Genomic DNA, 23,999 nt, shown 5'->3' on the forward strand with positions numbered 1-23,999 from the left:
CTTAATTGAGAAACAATGAACGAAGACAATTCGCCCTCTTCTCTAGAAGGTAAAAAAGAAAAATCTGAAGGTCCGAGTAGAAAGTCCTTCTTCGGACGCCTAGGTCAACTATTTCAAGGCGAACCTAAAGATCGCCAGGAGCTTGTGGAAGTATTCCGCGACTCAGAAGAAAATGACCTGATTGACCATGACACCCGAGACATGCTTGAAGGCGTTATGGAAATCGCAGAAATGCGCGTGCGCGATATTATGATCCCACGTTCACAAATGGTTACCGTTGACCGTAGCGACGATTTAGACGCATTGGTTAACCTTATCACTGACGCTCAGCACTCTCGCTACCCAGTCATCAGTGAAGATAAAGACCATGTTGAAGGCATCCTGTTAGCGAAGGACTTACTTAAATATTTAGGCTCAGGCAGTGCGCCATTTGATATCGAACAGGTGATCCGCCCAGCGGTCGTTGTTCCTGAAAGTAAGCGAGTAGATCGCTTATTAAAAGAGTTCCGTGAGGAACGTTATCACATGTCCATTGTCGTAGATGAGTTCGGTGGAGTTTCTGGTCTTGTGACAATCGAGGATATTCTCGAAGAAATCGTTGGAGAAATCGAAGATGAATTCGACGATGAAGAAGAACTGGATATTCGTAAACTCAGCAAACACACCTATGCAGTAAAAGCCCTAACGACAATTGAAGAATTCAATGACACCTTCAACACCGCATTCAGTGATGAAGAAGTCGACACAGTTGGTGGCATGGTAATGACAGCTTTCGGTCATCTTCCTTCACGCGGTGAAGTGGTTGAACTGGAGAATTATAGCTTTAAGGTTACCTCTGCGGACAATCGTCGCGTGTTACAGCTTCAAGTAACCATCCCCGACGAAGAGCCTCTTCCGGAACCAGCCGAAGAGTAACGCTAATTTCCCGAACTGGGATACTCAGAAGTATAACGATGATAAAAACACTTTTTCATCGCCTAAAACGGCCGCTTGCGGCCGTTTTTGTTGGCGCCCTCACTACCTTCGCATTTGCTCCGTTTCAGCTCTGGCCTTTGGCGATCCTTAGCCCACTGCTATTGTTGGCCTTAATTCATCAACAAAGTGCAAAGCGTGCTTTATGGATTGGCTACGCGTGGGGAATTGGTCAATTTGCAACTGGGATCAGTTGGGTACACATCAGCATTGACAATTTTGGTGGTATGCCGAAAATCGCCAGCGTTTTTCTCATGGCGCTACTGGTGGGTTATCTTGCAATTTATTCTGCGCTGTTTGCTTGGAGCCTTAATCGTTACTTTCCACACGGCAACCGCACGCGTTTTCTGCTTGCCGCTCCAGCGATTTGGCTGATTTGTGACTGGCTGCGCGGTTGGGTCATGACAGGGTTCCCATGGCTATGGCTTGGTTACAGCCAAATAGACAGCCCCCTAGCGAATTTTGCCCCGATTGGTGGCGTTGAACTACTGACTCTGCTGCTGATAATCAGTGCTGGCAGTATCATCTATGCATTTAGCCAGCGACAGTGGCTTCACCTTCTCATCCCTGCCGTTATTTTTTCTACCGGTTATGGGCTTAAGTCCGCCAATTGGGTAACAGTAGACCCAGATAGCACCACCAAAATAGCCCTAATTCAGGGTAACGTCGATCAGGCAAAGAAATGGTTACCACAAGAGCGCTGGCCAACCATCATGCAATACACTGATCTGACGCGCGAAAACTGGGATGCTGACATCATCATATGGCCAGAAGCCGCCATCCCAGCGTTTGAGTTTGAAATCTCTTCCTATCTGAGTAACCTAGACTCTGCAGCTAAAATGAACAATAGTGCCGTCATAACAGGTGTGGTTAATCAAGGAGAAGACCGTCAGTTTTACAACAGTATTCTTACTGTCGGCAAAACACCTTATGGTGATTACAGCTTTGATATGAGCGAGCGCTACCACAAGCATCACCTATTGCCTTTCGGCGAGTTTGTGCCTTTTGAGGATATTCTAAGACCATTAGCGCCATTTTTTAATCTGCCTATGTCCTCGTTTAGTCGTGGCGACTTTATACAGCCTAATATTGAGGCTAACGGTAAGCAGATGGCACCAGCACTGTGTTATGAAATTATTTTCAACGAGCAAGTACGTGAAAATGTCACAGATGACACCGACTTCATCCTTACTCTGTCTAACGATGCTTGGTTTGGTAAATCAATCGGCCCACTACAACATATGGAAATTGCTCGAATGCGAGCACTTGAGTTGGGTAAACCCGTCATTCGCTCGACTAATAATGGCGTCACCGCGGTGACCGATTACAAGGGCAACATCACCGCGCAGATCCCTCAATTTGAAACAGAGGTATTGCGCGCAGAGATCACCTCCACCCAAGGGAAGACTCCCTATCGAGAGTTCGGTACTTGGCCACTCTACATCTGGGTACTACTGAGTTTGATTACCGGTTGGCGCTTGAGGAAGTAAGAGTAGACTAATCACGGGGGTGACGTGCAAACGTCACCCTTTTTGTCAGTAGTAGGAACACTTCCTTAGGGTTTCAGAAGCTGGCGGCTAAAGCCCTTCCCACCACATTTTGTGCATGGAATGATCACGGTTGGATGGTTGTATTGCGTTTTATGACCACATTCGTCACACACTAAAATACCTAACCCAATCACTTCACCGGCTTGATACAACCCTTGGTGTTCTAAGTCAGCAAACAATTCAACCCATTCGACCTTTGTCCGGTCTGTGATATCCAATAGCCCCTGCCAGATTGAATCTGCCACCATAAGATAAAAAGGCCCCCCCTTCGATTCCTCGTAGCTATCGGCAAACTCTTTCAAATCTGACTTCACATACGCTGACACCAAAGCCAGTTCATCTTTAGTCAAATCATTGGCCGCCTCAACGACCTTTTCTGAGGTTTCAAAAACGTGGTTGACTTCATCTGGGCTATGTTTGAGCGCTTCCACAACATCCTCAAACATCTCCTCATAACCTGCTTTACGTTTTGGCATAGTGACCTCCTTCTAGCGACTCGGGAGAATTGCGCCCGTAGGCTATTGTTGTGCTCCTCTCCTTTAGGTATTCTATGACGATCTATTTATGTCTGTTCTAACTGAACTCACAATTTCCAAGATAACCGGATATCATCGATGCAAGAGCAATACAACCCGCAAGATATTGAACAGAAAGTTCAAAAGCACTGGGATGACAACAAGACCTTTATTGTAAGTGAAGACCCAAATAAAGAAAAATTCTACTGTCTCTCTATGTTCCCTTACCCAAGTGGTCGACTGCACATGGGTCACGTGCGTAACTACACCATCGGTGATGTGGTATCTCGTTTTCAACGTCTGCAAGGTAAAAATGTAATGCAACCAATTGGTTGGGATGCATTTGGTCTACCAGCAGAAAACGCAGCGGTTAAGAATAACACGGCACCTGCACCATGGACTTACGAAAACATTGAGTACATGAAGAACCAGCTAAAAATGCTTGGTTTGGGCTACGACTGGAACCGTGAATTCGCAACTTGTACGCCAGAGTACTACCGTTGGGAGCAAGAATTCTTCACTAAGCTTTACGAAAAAGGACTAGTTTACAAGAAGATGTCTACAGTTAACTGGGATCCAGTTGACCAAACAGTTCTTGCGAACGAACAGGTTGTTGACGGCCGCGGCTGGCGTTCAGGCGCAATCGTTGAGCAGAAAGAAATTCCTCAATGGTTCATCAAAATTACTGAATACGCTCAAGAACTGATCGATGACCTAGACAAGCTAGAAGGCTGGCCAGAAATGGTTAAGACCATGCAGCGCAACTGGATCGGTCGCTCTGAGGGTGTAGAACTTAAGTTTGAAGTGAAAGGTCAAGCAGACCTAGAAGTTTACACAACTCGCCCAGACACGCTAATGGGTGTGACTTATGTTGGAATCGCAGCAGGTCACCCTCTAGCAGCAGAAGCAGCTAAGACAAACCCTGAGCTAGCGGCCTTCGTTGAAGAATGTAAGAACAACAAAGTAGCAGAAGCTGAAATGGCGACAATGGAGAAGAAAGGTATGGCGACTGGCCTTACTGCTATTCACCCATTGAACGGCCGTGAGGTTCCTGTTTACGTAGCTAACTTCGTACTGATGGACTACGGTACAGGCGCAGTAATGGCAGTACCTGCTCACGACCAACGTGACTACGAGTTTGCAACTAAGTACGGCCTAGACATCATCCCTGTGATCAAGCCTGCTGACGGCAGCGAACTGAACATATCTGAAGAAGCATACACTGAGAAAGGCGTACTGTTCGATTCTGGTGAGTTCGACGGTCTTGAATTCCAAGCGGCATTCGATGCAATCGCAGCCAAGCTTGAAACTGAAGGCAAAGGTACTAAAACCGTTAACTTCCGTCTGCGTGACTGGGGCGTATCTCGTCAACGTTACTGGGGTGCGCCAATCCCAATGGTAACCACTGAAGATGGTGAAGTTCACCCAGTACCCGCTGACCAACTGCCAGTAGTCCTTCCAGAAGACGTGGTAATGGACGGCGTAACCAGCCCAATCAAATCGGATAAAGAGTGGGCGAAGACGACATTTAACGGCGAACCAGCTCTACGTGAAACTGACACGTTCGATACCTTCATGGAGTCTTCTTGGTACTACGCACGTTACTGCTCACCACAAGCTGACGACATCCTAGATCCAGAAAAAGCAAACTACTGGCTACCAGTAGACCAGTACATCGGTGGTATCGAGCACGCTTGTATGCACCTACTGTACTCTCGCTTCTTCCACAAATTGCTACGTGATGCGGGTTACGTAACCTCTGATGAACCATTCAAGCGCCTACTATGTCAAGGCATGGTACTGGCTGATGCATTCTCTTACGAGAACGAGAAAGGCGGTACAGAGTGGGTTGCACCTACTGACGTGACTGTTGAGCGTGACGGTAAAGGCCGCATCACTTCAGCGAAAGACAACACTGGCCGTGACGTTGAACACTCAGGCATGATCAAGATGTCTAAGTCGAAGAACAACGGTATCGACCCGCAAGAGATGGTAGACAAGTACGGTGCTGACACAGTACGTCTATTTATGATGTTTGCTTCACCAGCAGACATGACACTTGAGTGGCAAGAGTCTGGCGTTGAAGGTGCTAACCGCTTCCTGAAACGTGTTTGGAAACTAGTAAACGAGCACGCTTCGAAAGGCGCGGCAGAAGCAGTGGATACCTCGGCACTATCTAGCGACCAAAAAGCACTTCGTCGTGACGTTCACAAGACTATCGCGAAAGTGACGGATGATGTTGCTCGTCGTCAAACGTTCAACACGGCAATCGCAGCGATCATGGAACTAATGAACAAGCTAGCGAAAGCACCTCAAGAGTCTGCACAAGACCGTGCAATCCTTGATGAAGCGCTAAAAGCCGTTGTCGCAATGCTTTACCCAATCACTCCGCATATCTCTAGCGAAATGTGGGTTGGTCTTGGTGAAACTGACATCGACAATGCAGCATGGCCAACACACGATGAGAAAGCTCTGGTTGAAGACGAGAAGCTAATCATCGTTCAAGTAAACGGCAAGCTACGTGCGAAGCTGACAGTACCTGCGGATATCTCTAAAGAAGATATCGAAGCGCTAGGCCTAAACGATGAGAACGTAACTAAGTTCACCGACGGCAAGACTGTGCGTAAAGTGATTTACGTGCCAGGTAAGCTACTGAATATCGTTGCAAACTAAGCGTTTGCAAAGAAAGTGTTGCGAACTAATTCGTCAAACTAAAGTCTTAAGCAGGGTATATTGGCCCTGCTTTACTTATCTCAGCCTATTCGATGAGTAGCCTGAGATAAGTATTCAAATAATCGAGAAACATCAACTAATGCGCCTATTTTCAATCTCTACTTTTAAGCTAACCAGTGTTGTTCTTGCTGCGAGTTTGCTGTCTGCCTGTGGCTTCCATCTTCGTGGTGATTACTCTATACCAGAAGAGCTCGACACACTGTCTCTTACCAGTTACGACCAGTACAGTACATTTACCCGAATGATGAAAGCCCAACTACGTATGAGTGAGATTGAGGTGGTTCCGCCTTCTGACAGTGTCCCGAACCTTCACTTACTCAGTGAAGGTGTTGGTGAGCGTACCCTATCGCTTTATCAGAATACGCGTGCAGCAGAGATTGAGTTGACGTTTTACGCGAGCTACAGCGTTTCAATCCCGGATATTGGTATCAAAACGTTCTCTACCAGTGTTACTCGCAGCTACTTAGATAACCCGCTAACGGCACTGGCGAAGTCAGTGGAACGCGATATGATCGAAGATGAAATGCGTAAGCTGGCTGCCACTCAGATCATTCGTCAAATGGCACGTTTAAAGGCCGATATCGAAGCTAACGAACTCGATATGGAAGAGCAAGACATCCAACTAAAAACAGACGAAGAGCAGTACCGAATCAAGACCTATTCGTCAGATGAGCCTCAAGGAGCATCTGACAGTAACTCGGCGGCTCAATAGAATCCTATGCGAATCTTCGCAGATCGACTGGTGGAGCAGCTCAATAAGCAGCTCCACCCCACTTATCTAATTTTTGGCAATGAGCCATTACTACTACAAGAATCTCGTCAGTCCATTCAAAAAGCCGCTTACACTCAGGGCTTTGAAGAACGGCACCGTTTCGCAGTAGACAATAGCTTTGATTGGAACTTAGTGTATGACAGTTGCCAAGCATTAAGCCTGTTTTCATCGCGCCAATTGATTGAGTTAGAACTCCCAGAATCAGGAGTAAACGCGGCAATTGCAAAAGAGCTAGTAGGCATTTCAGAGGTGTTACACAGCGACATCATATTAGTCGTGATTGGCACTAAGCTCACCAAAGCACAAGAAAATGCTAAATGGTTTAAAGCCTTGTCTTCCCGTGGCTGCTGGGTAAGTTGCCTTACGCCAGACCTCAGCCGCCTGCCCCAGTTTGTCCAGTCACGCTGCAGAGCATTGAAATTGAATCCGGATGCAGAAGCGATTCAGATGTTGGCTCAGTGGCATGAAGGCAACTTGTTTGCACTGACACAAAGCCTAGAAAAACTCGCGCTTTTGTACCCTGACGGGCAATTAAACCTCATCAGACTCGAAGAGTCACTAAGCCGACATAATCATTTTACGGCATTTCACTGGTCAGACGCTCTGCTAGCAGGTAAAGCTAACCGTGCTCAACGGGTATTGAGACAGCTAGAAGCGGAAGGTGTTGAAGCGGTGATCTTGCTTCGAACCATTCAAAAAGAGTTGACTCAGCTACTCTCAATGCAGCAACAAATGCAATCGCAAGCCATAGGACAAGTGTTTGAACGCTACCGGATATGGCAATCAAAGCGACCGCTGTACTCTGCGGCGTTAAACCGTCTTTCACAGACAAAGATCACTCAGCTAATCCAGTTAATTGCTAAAGCCGAAGTTATCTCTAAAACTCAATATGAGATTTCAAGTTGGCCACTATTGCATCAGTTAAGTACTGAGATGTGCTTGCCACAAGTGAAGCTTCAAAAAGCGTGATATACTGCGCCGCTTTGATTTTAAACCGAATAAACAAACGAGGACCTGACTTTGCAACTTGAAGAACTGAATGATTTTCTAGTAGATAAAGCCGACGACATGAAAGCACAGGACATTAAAACACTTGATGTTCAAGGCAAATCCAGCATCACAGACTACATGATTATCTGCACAGGCACTTCAAAACGCCACGTTGCCTCTATTGCTGAACACGTAGCAAAAGAATCAAAAATGGCTGGACTTGAACCACTAGGCATCGACGGTGAAAGTGAAGGTGAGTGGGTCGTCCTTGATATGGGCACGACCATTGTTCATGTTATGCAGGAAGAACAACGCGAGCTATATCAACTGGAAAAACTCTGGGGCTAAGCGATGAAACTGCAATTGATCGCCGTTGGCACTAAAATGCCTAAATGGGTTGAAGAAGGCTTTCAAGAATATAAGCGCCGGTTTCCTCACGATATGCCACTGGAACTTGTTGAAATTCCAGCCGGAAAACGGGGAAAAAATGCCGATATTGCAAGGATTCTGCAAAAAGAAGGCGAAGCCATGCTGGCTGCGGTGCCAAAAGGCAATCGAATTGTTACCCTAGATATTCCCGGCAAAAAGTGGGATACCTCTCAGCTGGCGCAGCAACTAGACAGTTGGAAGTTAGATGGCCGCGATGTCTCCATTCTTATTGGCGGCCCGGAAGGGTTAGCTCCAGCTTGTAAAGCGGCGGCCGATCAAAGTTGGTCGCTGTCTGCACTCACCTTGCCCCACCCTCTGGTTCGCATCGTGATGGCAGAAAGCCTTTATCGAGCCTGGAGTATCACTGCTAATCATCCATATCACCGAGAATAAGCGTTAATGTTAAGGAAGCGTACCCGAATCAGGGATTATCAAGAAGAAGCACGGCTGTTTAAAAGCCGGGCTATTGTCGCTTTCATTGGTATTGTCACTATGGTTGGCCTGTTAGTGGCCAACCTCTATAACATCCAGATCAACCAATACCAAGATTACAAAACCCGCTCAAACGACAACCGTATCAAAATTGTCCCTATCGCACCAAACCGCGGGTTGATCTATGACCGAAATGGTCAACTGCTCGCTGAAAACCGACCTGTCTTTAATTTGGAGATTACTCCAGAAAAAATTAAAGATATGGAGGCCACTATCGCTGGTCTTCAAGAGTTCATTGAAATAACTCCAGAGCAAGTCGAACGTTTCGAAAGAGAAAGACGCCAAACCCGACGTTTCAAATCGGTGCCAATACTGACTCAGCTCACGCAAGAGCAGGTCGCCAAGTTTTCGGTCAATCAGCATAAGTTTCCCGGTGTCGCTGTCAACGCGAGCTTAAAACGCCATTACCCATACGGTGATGTTTTGACCCATGTGATTGGTTATGTATCACGCATTAATGACCGAGACATGCAGCGTTTGATCCGCGAGGAAAAAGACGCCAACTATCAAGCGACACGTGATATTGGCAAGCTTGGTATCGAGCGTTATTACGAAGACCTGCTTCACGGAACGGCTGGCTATCAGGAAGTCGAAGTGAATAGCCGCGGTCGTATTATCCGCACGTTAAAGTACATTCCGCCAGTTCCGGGCAAAGATATCGTGCTTAATCTCGATATAAACTTGCAGCTCTACATTCACGAATTACTCGCTGGACGCCGTGGTAGTGCCGTAGTGCTCGATCCCAAAGACAACGGTGTATTGGCCATGGTCTCGAGCCCAAGCTACGATCCCAATGCTTTCGTGCATGGCATTTCTGGCAAAGCCTACAGTGCTCTTCTCAACGATAAGAACCGTCCATTGGTTAACCGAGCCACTCTGGGCATTTATCCACCCGCGTCGACAATTAAACCATTTTTAGCGGTAGCGGCTCTAGAAGAAGGCGTCATCACCCCATACACCACGCGTAATGATCCTGGTTACTGGAAGATTCCTAACTCTAAAACAAGGCCTTTCCGAGACTGGCTACGTTGGGGGCACGGCAAAGTTAATATCGTCAAATCGATAGAAGAATCCGTGGATACCTTCTTTTATCAGATAGCCTACGACATGGGCATCGATCGAATCTCTCGCTGGATGATGATGTTTGGTTTTGGAGAAAAAACCGGCATCGATATCTACGAAGAAAGCAAAGCAAACATGCCCACTCGTGAATGGAAAATGGCCCGCCACCGCGTGCCTTGGTATCAGGGAGACACCATTCCTGTCGGCGTCGGCCAAGGGTATTGGACAGCAACACCGATGCAAATTGCCAAAGCGACCTCTGTGTTAGTTAACCGGGGCGAAGTGATTGCACCTCACCTATTGAGAGCAACCATCGACAATGGCCAGCAATTCGATAAGCAAGTGATGTCTGAGATCGAGACTTACCCGCCAATTACTGACGTTAAAGAGAAATTCTGGGATTTGTCGATAGAAGGGATGCGACTGGTTAACCACGGTAAAAAAGGCACAGCAAGACGCTCCTTCTACAATACGCCTTACGTCAGTGGCGGTAAATCCGGTACCGCGCAGGTATTCGGTCTAGCAGAAGATGAAGAATACAATGCAGATGAGATTGCTGAGCACTTAAGAGATCACGCTCTATTTACTGGCTTTGCTCCATTGGAAGAACCTGAGGTGGTAGTGACGGTCGTACTTGAAAATGCGGGCGGGGGCTCTTCACAAGGTGGCCCTGTGGTCAGGCAGGTCTTTGACCGCGTGTTAGTAGAAGATAAAGAGGCGAAAGAATAATGGATTTTGATCCTGCTACAGGCCAAAACCGAGCGCTGTTCGAGCGCTTCCATATCGACTTGCCTTTACTGCTAGGTATTTTGGTATTAATGGGCTTCGGTCTGGTCGTCATGTACAGCGCCAGTGGCCAAAGTCTGGCGATGATGGATCGACAAGCGATGCGTATGGGGCTGTCACTCGGTGTGATGGTGATTCTCGCCCAGATACCTCCCAGAACCTATGAATCTCTGGCTCCCCTAATGTTCATTGTCGGCGTTCTGCTGCTGTTCGGGGTTCTGTTTTTTGGTGAGGCTTCAAAAGGCGCACAGCGTTGGTTAAACCTAGGTTTTGTGCGTTTCCAGCCTTCAGAGCTACTCAAACTTGCTGTTCCATTAATGGTTGCGCGCTTCATTGGTAAGCGTTCACTACCCCCAACGTTTCAGACTCTTGTGATGTCGTTGGTAATGGTCTTTGTACCAACCATTTTGATCGCGAAACAGCCCGATTTAGGCACTTCGATTCTAATTGCCGCCTCAGGAATTTTCGTTATCTTTCTTGCAGGCATCAGCTGGAAAATCATCTTCGCTGCGGCCTGTGGCCTCGGCGCATTCTTGCCAATCTTGTGGTTCTTCCTAATGAGGGAATACCAGAAAGTCCGAGTTCGTACTCTGTTCAATCCAGAATCGGATCCTCTTGGCGCTGGTTATCACATTATCCAAAGTAAAATTGCCATTGGTTCTGGCGGCATCGCTGGTAAAGGTTGGCTACAAGGGACTCAGTCTCAACTTGAGTTCTTACCAGAACGTCACACCGATTTTATTTTTGCTGTTATCGCCGAAGAATGGGGCCTGATTGGTATTCTGATTCTGCTTAGCTTGTATCTATTTATCATCGGACGTGGCCTAGTGCTAGCAAGTAAAGCACAAACGGCTTTTGGCCGTATGATGGCAGGCAGTATCGTGCTCAGCTTCTTTGTTTATGTATTCGTAAACATTGGTATGGTGAGTGGCATCTTGCCAGTCGTAGGTGTTCCGCTGCCTCTGATTAGCTATGGCGGTACGTCCATGGTGACCTTAATGGCAGGCTTTGGCATATTAATGTCGATCCACACTCATAGAAAAGCATTTTCGAAGGCAACTTAAATGACAATAAATAAACCTCTGCTAGGCATGCTATACGCTGTAACCATTCTAGCAGGTTGTTCCTCTGCGCCTTCAAAGCGTTACACGATAGACGACGATATTGCACCGGATGCCCCGATCTCCGTCGATCATATCGAAGATGCAAATCCTCAGTACGAGCCGTACAGCTTGGGCGGCAATAGCGACTATACGCTCCGAGGACAGAGCTACCAGATCATCAAAGAGCCCAAAGGATTTACTCAAGAGGGACAGGCATCTTGGTACGGGAAAAAGTTCCACGGTCACCTGACTTCCAACGGCGAAGTGTACGATATGTACTCCATGACGGCGGCACATAAGACCTTACCGATACCGAGTTATGTCAAAGTCACCAATCAAGATAATGGAAAAACAGCCATTGTACGCGTTAATGATCGCGGGCCCTTTCATGAAGGTCGGATTATCGACCTCAGCTTTGCAGCCGCTACCAAATTAGATGTGGTTCGTACAGGCACTGCTAATGTGTCGATAGAGGTCATCTCCGTCGACAAGCCGACGGAAGCACATAAACAAAAAGCATTGCCAAAGTTCGTTGTTCAGGTCGCCTCTTCACAACATGAAGACAGAGTACGAACTTTAGCGCAAGATCTGAGTCAAACACTTTCGGTAAAGAGCTATATCAGCTCGGATAAAAACCTTCACCGCGTGTTTTTAGGCCCGTTTGATGACTATATGCTGACGCAAAAGGCCTTAGAACAAGTTAAGCTGATGGGCTATTCGAGTGCTTTTATAAAATCCCAGTAGTCCTCAATCCAGTGTGAGGTACGCCGCACACTGGTTTGAGCGATTGTTTCTGTTAATATATGGACAGTTAATAAAAACCTGTAGTCAATATGAAAAAAACAACGCTAATTAAATCCGTTTTTGCGTCTTCTATTGCGCTTTCTGCAACTTTCGCATCATCTTCGTTTGCCACCCCAATTGTTGTACCAGACGCTCCTCAAATCGCCGCGAAAGGCTACGTTTTGATGGACTATAACTCAGGTAAGATCCTCGCAGAGAAAGAGATGAACACTAAGTTGTCTCCTGCAAGTCTGACCAAAATGATGACCAGTTACGTGATCGGCCAAGAACTTGAGCGTGGTAATATTTCGCTTCAGGACGACGTAACTATCAGCAAGAATGCATGGGCTAAAAACTTCCCAGATTCTTCAAAGATGTTTATCGAAGTCGGCACGACAGTTAAAGTCGAAGAGCTTAACCGCGGCATCATTATTCAATCGGGGAACGATGCATGTGTTGCTATGGCAGAGCATATTGCAGGGTCGGAAGATGCCTTCGTTGATCTGATGAATGCTTGGGCCGATACGCTCGGCATGAAAGACACTCACTTTGCTAACGTTCACGGCTTAGACAACCCTAACCTGTACTCAACGCCGTACGATATGGCGCTACTTGGCCAAGCATTAATTCGTGACGTGCCAGACGAGTACCGTATTTACTCAGAGAAGAAATTCACCTACAACGGCATTACCCAATACAACCGCAACGGCTTGCTTTGGGACAAGAGCATGAACGTTGACGGTATCAAAACTGGTCACACAAGCAATGCAGGTTATAGCCTAGTGAGCTCGGCCACTGAAGGTAAAATGCGCCTTGTTGCTGTCGTCATGGGCACTAAGAATGCAAACGCACGTAAATCAGAAAGCAAAAAGCTACTGAGTTACGGCTTCCGCTTCTTTGAAACTGTTGCTCCACACAAAGCTGGTGAAACCTTCGTTGAAGAAAAAATCTGGATGGGCGACAAAGATACCGTTGCACTGGGTCTAGATCAGGATACTTACGTCACCCTTCCTCGTGGACAGGCCAAAAACCTTCAGGCGAGCTTCGTACTTGAAAAAGAGCTGGAAGCCCCAATTAAGAAAGGTGACGTAGTTGGTAAGCTATACTATCAACTAGAAGGCGAAGATGTTGCTGAGTACCCACTTCTGGCGTTAGAAGATGTCAATAAAGGTAGTCTGTTCAGCCGTCTGTGGGATTACATTGTAATGCTGTTTAAGAGCTTCCTGTAATTCAAACCACACATTCATCGAAAGCCGCATAATGCGGCTTTTTTTGTTCCTGCCAAACACAAGTCGGCAGGATCTTGAGATTTAAAATTAATGGCAGTACTATTCCGCGCTGCTAAAACGACTTTCCAACTTGGAGTTTCAACATGTTGACTATCAACTCAGATGCAAAACTGAAAGACCTGCTTGAGTTCCCTTGCTCATTTACTTACAAGGTGATGGGTTATGCGAAACCTGAACTGCCAGAGAAGGTTCTAGAGGTGATCCAACGCCACGCTCCAGGTGATTACAGCCCTAGTGTAAAACCTAGCGCGAAAGGTAACTACCACTCAGTGTCTGTGACGATCACAGCAACTTCCATTGAGCAGGTAGAAACGTTATATAAAGAACTGGGCGAGATTGATATCGTGCGCATGGTTCTATAATTTTATTTGATAAAGTAAAATTATTTTGAAAGCAGCGCAAGCTGCTTTCTTTTTAGATATCAAACAGATAATAATCCTGTATTTTATCAAGGGTTAAAAATGTGTTACTGGTATATAGTTCATTGACCAGAACCAGTTTATAATCCACAAACTTTATTTACGGGCAATAGGATTAGGGATGCACAACCAGCTTGTTGTTAAACACTTAGGTAGGCAAGATTATGAGCCTATCTGGCAAGCCATGCATGACTTCACAGACACTCGTACCGAGGAGACCTGTGACGAGATTTGGCTGGTTGAACACAACCCAGTGTTTACACAGGGGCAAGCAGGTAAAGAAGAGCACCTGATCAATACTGGCGATATCCCAGTTGTTCAAAGTGACCGAGGGGGTCAGGTTACCTACCACGGTCCAGGTCAACTTGTGGCTTATTTCCTGATAAATTTACGTCGTAAAAAGCTCGGTGTTAGAGATCTCGTCACTCATATTGAGAATCTCGTGATCAACACACTAAAAAATTACAATATTGAGTCAGCGGCACGACCGGATGCACCAGGCGTCTATGTTGATGGTAAAAAGATCTGCTCACTAGGATTGAGAATTCGTAAAGGATGCTCTTTTCACGGTTTAGCACTCAACGTAAATATGGACTTGTCACCATTTTTACGTATCAATCCATGCGGCTATGCTGGCATGGAAATGGTTCAGGTTAGCCAGCTTGGCGGCCCGGATGATCTTACCCAGGTTGAGAAGACGCTCGTCGATGAACTTGTCACTTTGCTTGATTATGAGCAAGTTGAATTCAGCACAGAAGCCTCTCCTACGCGATGAGAAGCAAAGAGAAGTAAAGAAGCATGAGTAAACCAATCCAAATGGAAAAAGGCGTTAAATACCGTGACGCCGACAAGATGGCACTGATTCCTGTCAAGAACATGCCAACTGAGCAAAAAGAAATTCTGCGCAAACCAGACTGGATGAAGATCAAGCTGCCCGCTGACAGTCAGCGTATTCAAGATATCAAATCGGCAATGCGTAAAAACAACCTTCACTCGGTATGTGAAGAGGCCTCTTGTCCAAACTTGGCTGAGTGTTTTAACCACGGTACTGCGACCTTTATGATTCTTGGCGCGATCTGTACTCGCCGCTGTCCATTCTGTGACGTTGCACACGGCCGCCCGGTTGCTCCAGAAGAAAATGAGCCACAAAAGCTGGCTCAAACCATCTCTGACATGAAGCTGAAATACGTGGTTATCACTTCTGTAGACCGCGACGACCTTCGTGACGGTGGTGCCAAGCACTTCGCCGATTGTAACCGTGAGATTCGTGCCAAAAACCCAAACATCCGCATCGAGACTCTGGTTCCAGATTTCCGTGGTCGTATGGATGTAGCACTGGAATTAATGAAAGACAATCCACCAGATGTCTTCAACCACAACTTGGAAACGGCTCCTCGTTTGTATCGTAAAGCTCGTCCAGGTGCAAACTACAAATGGTCGCTACAGTTGCTTCAGAAATTCAAAGAGCAGCACCCAGATGTACCGACTAAATCAGGCTTAATGATGGGCCTAGGTGAAACCAAAGAAGAGATCGTCGAAGTCTTGAAGGACCTGCGTGCGCACGGTGTGACAATGCTGACTCTAGGTCAGTATTTGGCACCAAGTCGCCACCACCTTCCGGTAGAACGCTACGTACCACCTTCAGAGTTTGATGAACTCAAAGAGATTGCGTTGGAGCTTGGTTTTACTCATGCTGCGTGTGGACCATTTGTCCGTTCTTCTTACCACGCAGACCTTCAGGCACAAGGTGTCGAAGTGAGCTAAATGTTCTTTTAGTTAATAGGAAGGGCTGACTGCATAAGTCAGCCCTTTTTTATTTCGTTTCTTGAATGAGACACAACTCTTCTATAGGCTTACCCCTAACAACACTAAAAAGTACATCTTCCAAGGAATTATTATGAAAAGATTAGGTTTTGTTGCTGTCGCTCTTGCCGCACTGACAGCAGGTTGCGCTTCTAATACACAGCAAGACAATTTCCGTGAAGCTTCTTTTGAGCTGTGTAATACAGAGGTTGAACTTTACTCTGTAAGTGATGATGGCCGCGTACGTATCGTCTGTGCAGATGGTTCTAAATTTGCTCTAAATAGCGAAAAAACACTAGAAACCATGCGTGACATCAACATCGATTACTGTGATGGTGAAGGTCTGGGCAAGTTCAGCGAAAGCCGCAAGTACTACTCTTTCAAATGTAAGTCAGGCACGCTACTGAGCATTTCAAAATAAGCTCAGACGAGAATCGAAAAAAGGTTGATATGATATCAACCTTTTTTATTTCATCTCATCCGTGGATTAAGCGACTACTTAAACGTTCTTACCGACAACACCTTACCATTGCTGCCCCCCATGCTGGTCACTTCGACTTCTAACGAGTTCATCGAAATAATGCCATCCGTTGAACAGATCACGAAGACATAGGCACAGGAAAATTTGTCTTCAAACGGCATAGGAATGCGGTTCCAGTAGAACTCGCTTGCTTTTGCATCAGTACGGAATTTACGGTAATCGGCCGGAGCCGTAGAACCACTCTGCTTAGCAATGTGCGCAGCAAAGACACGGTTCTGGTCCTTATCCACACCAATAGCCATTTCACAGCCACTGAAAGGGCCTGACGCCAACCAGCCGACACCACTGCCCGTGTAACGTCCTACCACCGCTTTCGTTTCAGCATAAGGCACCCATACGCCAGCATCGACCGATGAGTCATCACGAGTCAAAACAACTTTGCCGTCGCGCTCAAGCAAAGTGACACCATATTGCTTTTCCAAGTAGCCATTTTCGCTGCTCTCTGGCCGGCATGACAGGCGTATATCCATTTCGATATTTTTGCCTACTAAAGCGGTCAGGTTTTCTTTCGTTGGACGCATTCAACTCTCCCTTCTGAATTACCAATTAAGACTAAGTATATAGATTTAAACTCAATGCCAATCAATCATAGATATGAAACATTGTGATTATGTTTTCGTTTTTAATCGTTAATAAATGAGCAATATGTATGATAAGGGAAGTGAGAGGAGGACTGGTTTATCCAGTTGATCTTTATGGAGTAAACACGCAAAAAACAAAAGCCTCCCGAAGGAGGCTTTTGAAACATGCGATTAGTGAAACCAAAAACTGAAGGTTTACGGTTCCAAGCTGAATGCTACTTAAGCATATACAGGTAGACGCTTACAGATGTCCAGAACCTTAGCTTTCGTTGCCGCGATAACTTCCTCGTTGCCGATGTTATCTAGAACGTCACACATCCAGTTTGCTAGCTCTTTGGCATCTTCTTCAGTGAAACCACGACGAGTGATTGCTGGAGAACCTACACGGATGCCAGAAGTCACAAACGGGCTACGTGGATCGTTTGGTACAGAGTTCTTGTTTACCGTGATGTTTGCAGCGCCAAGTGCTGCATCTGCATCTTTACCTGTGATGTCTTTGTCGATGAGGTCAACTAGGAACAGGTGGTTCTCTGTACCGTTAGACACGATCTTGTAACCGCGCTCTTGGAACTGAGCAACCATCGCTTTAGCGTTCTTCACTACGCGAGCTTGGTACGCTTTGAATTCTGGCTCCATTGCTTCTTTAAACGCTACCGCTTTACCTGCGATAACATGCATCAGAGGGCCGCCCTGACCACCAGGGAATACCGCTGAATTCAGCTTCTTGTACATCTCTTCGCCAGCGTTAGACAGGATTAGACCACCACGCGGACCTGCGAGTGTCTTGTGCGTTGTTGTTGTCACAACGTGAGCATGTGGAACTGGTGTTGGGTATTCGCCTGCTGCGATTAGACCCGCAACGTGCGCCATGTCTACGAACAGGTACGCGCCGGCTTTGTCTGCGATTTCACGCATGCGAGCCCAGTCAACGATTTGAGAGTAAGCAGAAAAACCACCGATGATCATCTTAGGCTTGTGCTCTAGGGCAAGCTGCTCCATCTCGTCGTAGTTGATTTGACCCGCTTCGTCGATACCGTAAGGAATCACGTTGTAGTGTTTACCAGAGAAGTTTACTGGTGAGCCATGAGTCAAGTGACCACCATGTGCTAGGCTCATACCTAGAACAGTATCACCTGGGTTTAGCAATGCCATGTACACAGCGCTGTTTGCTTGTGAGCCAGAGTGAGGTTGAACGTTCGCGTACTCACAACCAAATAGCTGACATGCACGATCAATGGCCAAAGCTTCCGCTTTATCAACGTATTCACAACCGCCGTAGTAACGCTTACCAGGGTAGCCTTCAGCGTATTTGTTTGTTAGCTGAGAACCTTGAGCTTCCATTACACGTGGACTCGTGTAGTTTTCAGAAGCGATTAGTTCAATATGTTCTTCCTGGCGAAGAGTTTCTTCTTGGATTGCTGCGAACAGTTCCGCATCGTAATCTGCGATGTTCATATCACGCTTTAGCATCTGTATCTCCTGACTCAGATTTAAACTGAAATTTGCAAAAAACCTACCAATGACCCTATTAATCTACGTAAATCGACTCACGCAAACGTTTGCATCACGTTAATAGCGCGCATTCTACATAATTTGATCTTGGCCATAAAGAGAAAGTTTTACTTTTTCTCATGCAGATTCTTCATGTGGTTCTACAAGGATTGTCATATTGTCACCTTTCTAAATCGTATAAATATGAAAAGTGTCAATTTTTCCCTTTACACCCCGTAAAACGATAATTACATAGGTTTACCTTAAATTTGCTTCTCAAGCTACCGAAAACCTCATTTTTTAAATAGTATGCGCGCCATTATCTACTGTAAAAGTTTCAAATTGATGGAAAAACACTCACGCAAAGAAGATTGGATTGCTATTTTAACCGGAACATTTCTGGTCGCTCAGGGCGTTTTCTTCCTCCAATCTGCCAATCTGTTAACCGGAGGCACCACAGGTTTGGCCCTGCTTATGAGCCAATTTGTGTCACTTTCCTTCGGTACGCTTTACTTTTTGGCCAACAGCCCTTTTTACTTACTCGCGTGGAAGCGTTTTGGCTCACGATTTGCCTTTAACAGTGCTATTTCTGGTGCCTTAGTCTCTGTGTTTGCAGACCACCTCTCTCTGGTCGTCAGCCTTGAAACGGTTAATGTTGTGTATTGCGCGGTTGCCGGTGGGTTACTGATGGGTTTGGGTATGCTTATCCTGTTCCGTCATCGCTCAAGCCTCGGTGGTTTCAACGTACTTTGCCTATTTATTCAGGATAAGTTCGGCATCTCAGTGGGTAAATCCCAATTAGCCATCGATTGTTGCATCTTGTTCGCATCATTCTTCTTTGTCTCTCCTGAAATCATCGGGTTATCCATTGTGGGCGCTATCCTGCTCAATGTCGTGTTAGCCATGAACCACAAACCAACCCGTTATTCGGTCAATTACGGTTGAGAACTACGAGATGAAAAAAAGCCCGCGAATTGCGGGCTTTTGCGTTATCGGGCGCTGCGATTAGTGTGAGGTTCTGGCCTTCACATCGTGGCTTAGCTCTTTGTTCAGTTCAGCTTCCACATGACCCGGTGATTGCGTACTTGCTGAAATCAGTCGGTACATCGCAGGGATAACAAACAAAGTCACCAGCGTTGCGAAGCCCATACCGAAGAAGATCACCGTACCTACCGCCACTCGGCTTTCATAACCGGCCCCTGTCGATAGGATCAACGGAATTGCACCAGCAAGCGTAGTGAACGCCGTCATCATGATTGGGCGCAGGCGACGTGCTGCGGCATCGACAATCGCTTTCTCAAATTCGAAGCCGCGATCACGCAACTGGTTCGCAAACTCAACAATCAGGATACCGTTCTTGGTCACCATACCAATCAACATGATCATGCCAATCTGGCTGTAGATATTCAGCCCCTGACTCATAAAGAACAAGCCCAAGAAGCCGCCAAATACCCCCATAGGGACAGTGAACATCACCACCAGTGGGTTAATGAAACTTTCAAACTGCGCTGCCAACACCAGATACGCGACCAGCAGTGCCAAGCCAAATACCACCAGAATACTGGATTGGTTCTCTTTATAATCTTTCGATTCTCCAGAGTAGCTGACTGAGATATCACCCGGCAGAATTTCCACCGCTTGTTGATCTAAGAAGTCCAGCGCCTGACCTAAGGTGTACCCGTCAGACAAGTTAGCCGTTACGGTAATCGATTTCTGCTTGTTGTAGTGTGACAAACGAATCGACGAAGCCACTTCTTCAATCTTGGTGACCGCATCCAGTGTCACTAACTCGCCAGAATTGGTTCGTAGATAAATCTGGCTCAGATCCGTCGCGTTATTGAAGCTGTTCTCATCACCGCGCAGATAAACGTCATACTCTTCACCACGCTCGACAAAGGTCGTCTCACTCTTACCGCCAAGCATAATTTCTAAGGTCTCAGAAATCTCTGATACGCTGATGCCCAACTCTGCCGCACGTTGTTTATCAACCGTCACCACCAGCTCAGGGGTTCGCTCAGAATAGTTAATGTCCGCCCCTTCCATGATCGGAGACTCTTCCGCTAACTGCTCAAGCTTTTCGGCCCACTGTTTCAGTTCTGGGTAATCAGACCCACCTAACACGAACTGTACAGGCTCACTAGAGCCGCCTCGGAAGCCCGGCATAAACGGGAAGACGCGAACATCAGGAATACCAACCAGTGCCTTTCTCACCTCTCCTAGCGCCTGCTGAGCCGTTACATCACGATCATTCCAGTCATCCAGAATCATGATCACGAAACCCGTCTGGTCACCTGCATTACCGCCAAAAGCTGGCGATTGAATGCTGAAGGACTTAAGGAAACCTTCGCCCAGTAGCGGCAATAAGCGCTCTTCAACGATATCCATGTTCGCAGCCATGCGGTTGTAACTGGTAGCATCAGCACCACGAACAAAAGCAAAGATCACCCCGCGGTCTTCAGACGGTGTGAGCTGAGAAGGTACTTGCTTCATCAAGCCCCAGCTTCCGCCAATACAAGTCAAGATGATCAGAGGCGCGGCCCATTTCCATTTCAAGGCTCCACGCAGCACTCTACGGTAACCGCTTTCCAGACGACCAAACATGCGATCAACAAACTGATTAAAGCGGTTTGGTTTCACATTAGCCTTCAATAGCTGACTGCCTAACACTGGCGTTAAAGTCAGTGCAATCAATGACGAGAAAATCACCGACATTGCCAACAGTACCGAAAACTCGGTAAACAGCAGGCCGACCATGCCATCCATAAACGAGATGGGCAGGAAGACCATCACCAGTACCAAAGTTGTCGCCACAACGGCAAAGCCAACTTCGCGAGTCCCTTTGTACGCCGCTAACAGTGGTTTTTCTCCCCGTTCGATATGGTGGAAAATGTTCTCCACCACCACGATGGCGTCATCAACCACCAAGCCAATCGACAATATCAGCGCCATCAACGTGATGAGGTTGATGGAAAAACCGAAGTAATAAGCGGCCATGAAGGATGAAATCAAAGAAACAGGCACCGTTACTGCTGGGATCAGCGTGGCTCGTGCCTGACCAATGAATATGTACAGCACAAGAATGACCAGACCACCGGTAATAAACAGAGTGCTGTATACTTCCGCAATCGAGCGCTCAATAAATACGGTTGAATCATAGTCGATAGCAAGACGAGTTCCCGATGGAAGGAATTGCTGGATTTTTTCCACTTCATCATGCACTAAGTCAGCCACTTCAAGTGGGTTGGCGTCCGATTGAGGCACAATACCCATGCTGACGTTAACAACACCATCACTCTTAAAGGTCGAGTTTTCGTTCTCCGCGCCGATGTAAACATCGGCCACATCTTTCAGATAGATGGGGGTATTATCACTGGCACGTTTGACCACCAAATATTCAAAATCTTCAGCCACGTTGTAGCTGCGAGCGGTACGAACCGACATTACGATCTGATCGTTACGTACCTCACCGCCCGGACTTTCAATATTCTCATTGTTAAGTGCCGCAGTAATGTCAGAAGTTGTGACCCCACGCCCCGCCATCTGGGCTGGTTTCAGCTTAACGTACATGACTTTGTACAAGCCGCCAGACACGTCCACCGAACTTACACCCGAGATCAAACTGAATCTGTCGAGCAAAACTCGGTCGACATAGTCCGTCAGTTGGGTCCGATCCATTTCTGAAGAACTCAGGTTGATGTAGAGAGACGCTTCACCGGAGCCATTATTCTTATAAACAATCGGATCATCCGCCTCATCAGGCAAGGAACGCTGCGCACGTGCAACCGCATCCCGAACGTCACTGACACCGGTATTGAGATCATACCCGAGTTCAAAAGTAATCGTGATTCGTGAGCTGCCATTACGCGTGGTCGATTCAATTTCATCAATACCGCTGATACCAGAAAGCTGGTCTTCCAGTGCAGTCGTAATTTGGCTTTCAATAATGGTCGCTGAAGCGCCTTCATAACGGGTACTGATTGAGACTACCGGACTTTCAATATCCGGCATTTCGCGTACCGCCAGTTTACTGAAAGAGACAATACCAAATACACACAGCAGTAAGCTGAGAACGACCGCCGCAACGGGTCGTTTTACTGAAGCATCAGATAACCACATTAGCTGTTACCTTCTTGCTCATTATTCAGTGGTTTGCCATCTTCACCCAGTTCACTCACGGCCACGCCATCGCGCATGTTCACAATGCCTTGAACAACGATTTTCTGGCCAATATCCAGGCCTTTTTCAATCACGACCTGGTTGCCGATACGAGCGCCTAAGAAGACTTCAGTGCGAACCGCTTTGTTGTCGTCACCAACCACGTAGACATAGCGTTTGGTGCCAGAATATTCGAGTGCCTGAACAGGAATAATCGGCGCTTCCATTGGAGGAAAATCCATATCCGCAGCCACTAACATGCCTGGTTTGAGGCTTTGCTTCGGATTGTCAAAGTGGATACGAACCCTTAAATTAAGGGTTTCTTCATTGATTCGTGAATCGATACCAACGACTTCGCCACTGAACACAGCATCATTCCATGCTGCCGTCTTTGCTGTCACTTTCATGCCTTTAGAGATCTGAGATAGATAGCGCTCCGGCACTTGTAAATCTAACTGCATCACTGACAGGTCATCCAGTGCCACTAATTCATCCCCCGCACTGACCATTTTACCTAAGCTGAAATCCACAAAGCCAACCGTGCCAGAAAACGGTGCAGTAATATGTAGGTCACTCAAGTTAGCATTCGCGGCATCAAGACGAGCTTTAGCGATTTCTACGCTGGTTTTCTGCGCGTCTATTTCTGTCTGAGTAATCGCATTGCGCGTCACCAGACGTTCAAATTCTCTCAATTTGCGTTCTTCATCTTTCAGGTACGCTTGAGCCTCCGCCACGCTGGCTCTGGCCTTATCATCGTTAAGCTGAATCAGCATCTGGCCTTGTTTGACCTCCTGATTCGCTTTAACGGCAATGACATCCACCTTTCCGGTCACTTCCGAAGAGACCACAACAGATTGCTCAGCTTCCAGCTTTCCAACTAAAGACAGGGACTGAGAAACCTGATGAACCTGGACCTGTTCAGTCACCACAGTAACTGTCTGTGGACCTTGTCGTTTAGCCTGCACACCAGGTGCTGCGGCCAGAATAGACAACGACAAAATGCTCAGAATAATTTTATTTTTCATGTTTAAATTCTGCCTCAAAAAACTCCGTACATTGTACTCGTTAAACCGCGCTGGAAACGTCAAGTAATGTAAAGAGAGAGCAATAAACTGTAAGTTTAGACGTTGATTACGTGAGCTTTTAGGTCAATTACTGGCATCTTTGCCCAAAAAGCCAGCATTCAATTCAAAATCATAAGAAAAGGCTTTACAGGTTTAGCGAGTTTGCTATGATGCGCTCCGCACTTGAGTGATGTGTTGGGAAATCATTTCTTAAGTATAAAAACACCCTGGAGGGGTTCCCGAGTGGCCAAAGGGATCAGACTGTAAATCTGCTGGCACTGCCTTCGATGGTTCGAATCCGTCCCCCTCCACCATATTGAATGCTTGATTGATGCGTTGGGAAAACGTCAGTTAAGGATAAAAAGCCCTGGAGGGGTTCCCGAGTGGCCAAAGGGATCAGACTGTAAATCTGCTGGCACTGCCTTCGATGGTTCGAATCCGTCCCCCTCCACCATATTGAACGCTTGAT

21 protein-coding genes and 2 tRNA genes are annotated in these 23,999 nt (G+C 46.8%); 18 read left to right on the top strand and 5 right to left on the bottom strand.

Going from position 1 to position 23,999, the window contains the following annotated elements; genetic code table 11:
• Nucleotides 1-15: 15 nt before the first annotated feature.
• Both corC and lnt read left to right on the top strand, forming a co-directional pair.
• Nucleotides 16-915 (top strand): CNNM family magnesium/cobalt transport protein CorC, encoded by a 900-nt coding sequence (gene corC / locus F0265_RS21505; RefSeq protein WP_171750309.1) that lies wholly within the window; start codon nt 16-18, stop codon nt 913-915.
• Between the two features lie 38 nt (nt 916-953).
• Nucleotides 954-2,462, top strand: coding sequence for an apolipoprotein N-acyltransferase (gene lnt, locus F0265_RS21510; RefSeq protein ID WP_171750310.1), 1,509 nt, complete (start codon nt 954-956; stop codon nt 2,460-2,462).
• A gap of 65 nt (nt 2,463-2,527) precedes the next feature.
• Here the strand turns inward: lnt and F0265_RS21515 are convergent, their stop codons facing one another.
• A complete protein-coding gene (locus tag F0265_RS21515) occupies nt 2,528-2,998 on the bottom strand; it encodes a zinc ribbon-containing protein (RefSeq protein WP_006957362.1) in 471 nt (156 codons plus the stop codon).
• Nucleotides 2,999-3,136: 138 nt separating this feature from the next.
• Between F0265_RS21515 and leuS the strand changes: the two genes are divergently transcribed.
• The 13 genes from leuS to F0265_RS21580 all read left to right on the top strand — a co-directional run bounded on the left by leuS (nt 3,137) and on the right by F0265_RS21580 (nt 16,119).
• Entirely contained in the window at nt 3,137-5,710 is a 2,574-nt protein-coding gene (gene leuS, locus F0265_RS21520) for a leucine--tRNA ligase (protein WP_171750311.1), read from the top strand.
• A gap of 139 nt (nt 5,711-5,849) precedes the next feature.
• The gene (gene lptE / locus F0265_RS21525) at nt 5,850-6,482 is read left to right on the top strand and encodes an LPS assembly lipoprotein LptE (protein WP_171750312.1); all 633 of its coding nucleotides are present in this window, start codon (nt 5,850-5,852) and stop codon (nt 6,480-6,482) included.
• Nucleotides 6,483-6,488: 6 nt separating this feature from the next.
• A complete protein-coding gene (gene holA / locus F0265_RS21530; protein ID WP_171750313.1) occupies nt 6,489-7,511 on the top strand; it encodes a DNA polymerase III subunit delta in 1,023 nt (340 codons plus the stop codon).
• Nucleotides 7,512-7,562: 51 nt separating this feature from the next.
• Nucleotides 7,563-7,880, top strand: a complete 318-nt coding sequence (gene rsfS / locus F0265_RS21535) for a ribosome silencing factor (protein ID WP_006957358.1) — start codon at nt 7,563-7,565, stop codon at nt 7,878-7,880.
• 3 nt (nt 7,881-7,883) lie between these two features.
• A complete protein-coding gene (rlmH, locus tag F0265_RS21540; protein ID WP_171750314.1) occupies nt 7,884-8,354 on the top strand; it encodes a 23S rRNA (pseudouridine(1915)-N(3))-methyltransferase RlmH in 471 nt (156 codons plus the stop codon).
• A 6-nt stretch (nt 8,355-8,360) separates the two neighbouring features.
• Nucleotides 8,361-10,244: a penicillin-binding protein 2 gene (mrdA, locus tag F0265_RS21545; RefSeq protein ID WP_171750315.1), complete on the top strand. Its 1,884-nt coding sequence runs from the start codon at nt 8,361-8,363 to the stop codon at nt 10,242-10,244.
• Nucleotides 10,244-11,365: a rod shape-determining protein RodA gene (gene rodA, locus F0265_RS21550; protein ID WP_006957355.1), complete on the top strand. Its 1,122-nt coding sequence runs from the start codon at nt 10,244-10,246 to the stop codon at nt 11,363-11,365. The genes mrdA and rodA overlap by 1 nt, the downstream gene beginning before the upstream one ends.
• Entirely contained in the window at nt 11,366-12,148 is a 783-nt protein-coding gene (locus tag F0265_RS21555) for a septal ring lytic transglycosylase RlpA family protein (RefSeq protein WP_171750316.1), read from the top strand. It abuts the gene before it with no gap.
• Nucleotides 12,149-12,237: 89 nt separating this feature from the next.
• A complete protein-coding gene (locus tag F0265_RS21560) occupies nt 12,238-13,416 on the top strand; it encodes a serine hydrolase (protein WP_171341562.1) in 1,179 nt (392 codons plus the stop codon).
• Between the two features lie 143 nt (nt 13,417-13,559).
• A complete protein-coding gene (gene ybeD / locus F0265_RS21565) occupies nt 13,560-13,838 on the top strand; it encodes a DUF493 family protein YbeD (RefSeq protein WP_006957352.1) in 279 nt (92 codons plus the stop codon).
• Nucleotides 13,839-14,016: 178 nt separating this feature from the next.
• Nucleotides 14,017-14,670, top strand: a complete 654-nt coding sequence (lipB, locus tag F0265_RS21570) for a lipoyl(octanoyl) transferase LipB (RefSeq protein ID WP_171750317.1) — start codon at nt 14,017-14,019, stop codon at nt 14,668-14,670.
• Between the two features lie 23 nt (nt 14,671-14,693).
• Entirely contained in the window at nt 14,694-15,659 is a 966-nt protein-coding gene (gene lipA / locus F0265_RS21575; RefSeq protein WP_171750318.1) for a lipoyl synthase, read from the top strand.
• Nucleotides 15,660-15,792: 133 nt separating this feature from the next.
• Entirely contained in the window at nt 15,793-16,119 is a 327-nt protein-coding gene (locus F0265_RS21580; RefSeq protein WP_171750319.1) for a hypothetical protein, read from the top strand.
• A 74-nt stretch (nt 16,120-16,193) separates the two neighbouring features.
• Here F0265_RS21580 and F0265_RS21585 read toward each other — a convergent pair whose 3' ends face one another.
• Both F0265_RS21585 and glyA read right to left on the bottom strand, forming a co-directional pair.
• Complete coding sequence (locus F0265_RS21585) at nt 16,194-16,760, bottom strand: hypothetical protein (RefSeq protein WP_171750320.1); 567 nt, start codon at nt 16,758-16,760, stop codon at nt 16,194-16,196.
• 279 nt (nt 16,761-17,039) lie between these two features.
• Complete coding sequence (gene glyA / locus F0265_RS21590) at nt 17,040-18,290, bottom strand: serine hydroxymethyltransferase (protein ID WP_006881653.1); 1,251 nt, start codon at nt 18,288-18,290, stop codon at nt 17,040-17,042.
• Nucleotides 18,291-18,656: 366 nt separating this feature from the next.
• Between glyA and F0265_RS21595 the strand changes: the two genes are divergently transcribed.
• The gene (locus F0265_RS21595) at nt 18,657-19,256 is read left to right on the top strand and encodes a YitT family protein (RefSeq protein WP_045985433.1); all 600 of its coding nucleotides are present in this window, start codon (nt 18,657-18,659) and stop codon (nt 19,254-19,256) included.
• A 60-nt stretch (nt 19,257-19,316) separates the two neighbouring features.
• On the opposite strand, the gene vexH is transcribed toward F0265_RS21595, so the two are convergent.
• A complete protein-coding gene (gene vexH, locus F0265_RS21600) occupies nt 19,317-22,427 on the bottom strand; it encodes a vibriobactin export RND transporter permease subunit VexH (RefSeq protein ID WP_171750321.1) in 3,111 nt (1,036 codons plus the stop codon).
• Nucleotides 22,427-23,491: an efflux RND transporter periplasmic adaptor subunit gene (locus F0265_RS21605; protein ID WP_065741298.1), complete on the bottom strand. Its 1,065-nt coding sequence runs from the start codon at nt 23,489-23,491 to the stop codon at nt 22,427-22,429. The genes vexH and F0265_RS21605 overlap by 1 nt, the downstream gene beginning before the upstream one ends.
• Nucleotides 23,492-23,759: 268 nt before the next feature.
• Between F0265_RS21605 and F0265_RS21610 the strand changes: the two genes are divergently transcribed.
• Nucleotides 23,760-23,844: transfer RNA gene (locus F0265_RS21610), tRNA-Tyr, on the top strand.
• 55 nt (nt 23,845-23,899) lie between these two features.
• A tRNA-Tyr gene (locus tag F0265_RS21615) sits at nt 23,900-23,984 on the top strand.
• Nucleotides 23,985-23,999: the final 15 nt, after the last annotated feature.

Source organism: Vibrio sp. RE88, from assembly GCF_013113835.1.
GTDB lineage: Bacteria > Pseudomonadota > Gammaproteobacteria > Enterobacterales > Vibrionaceae > Vibrio.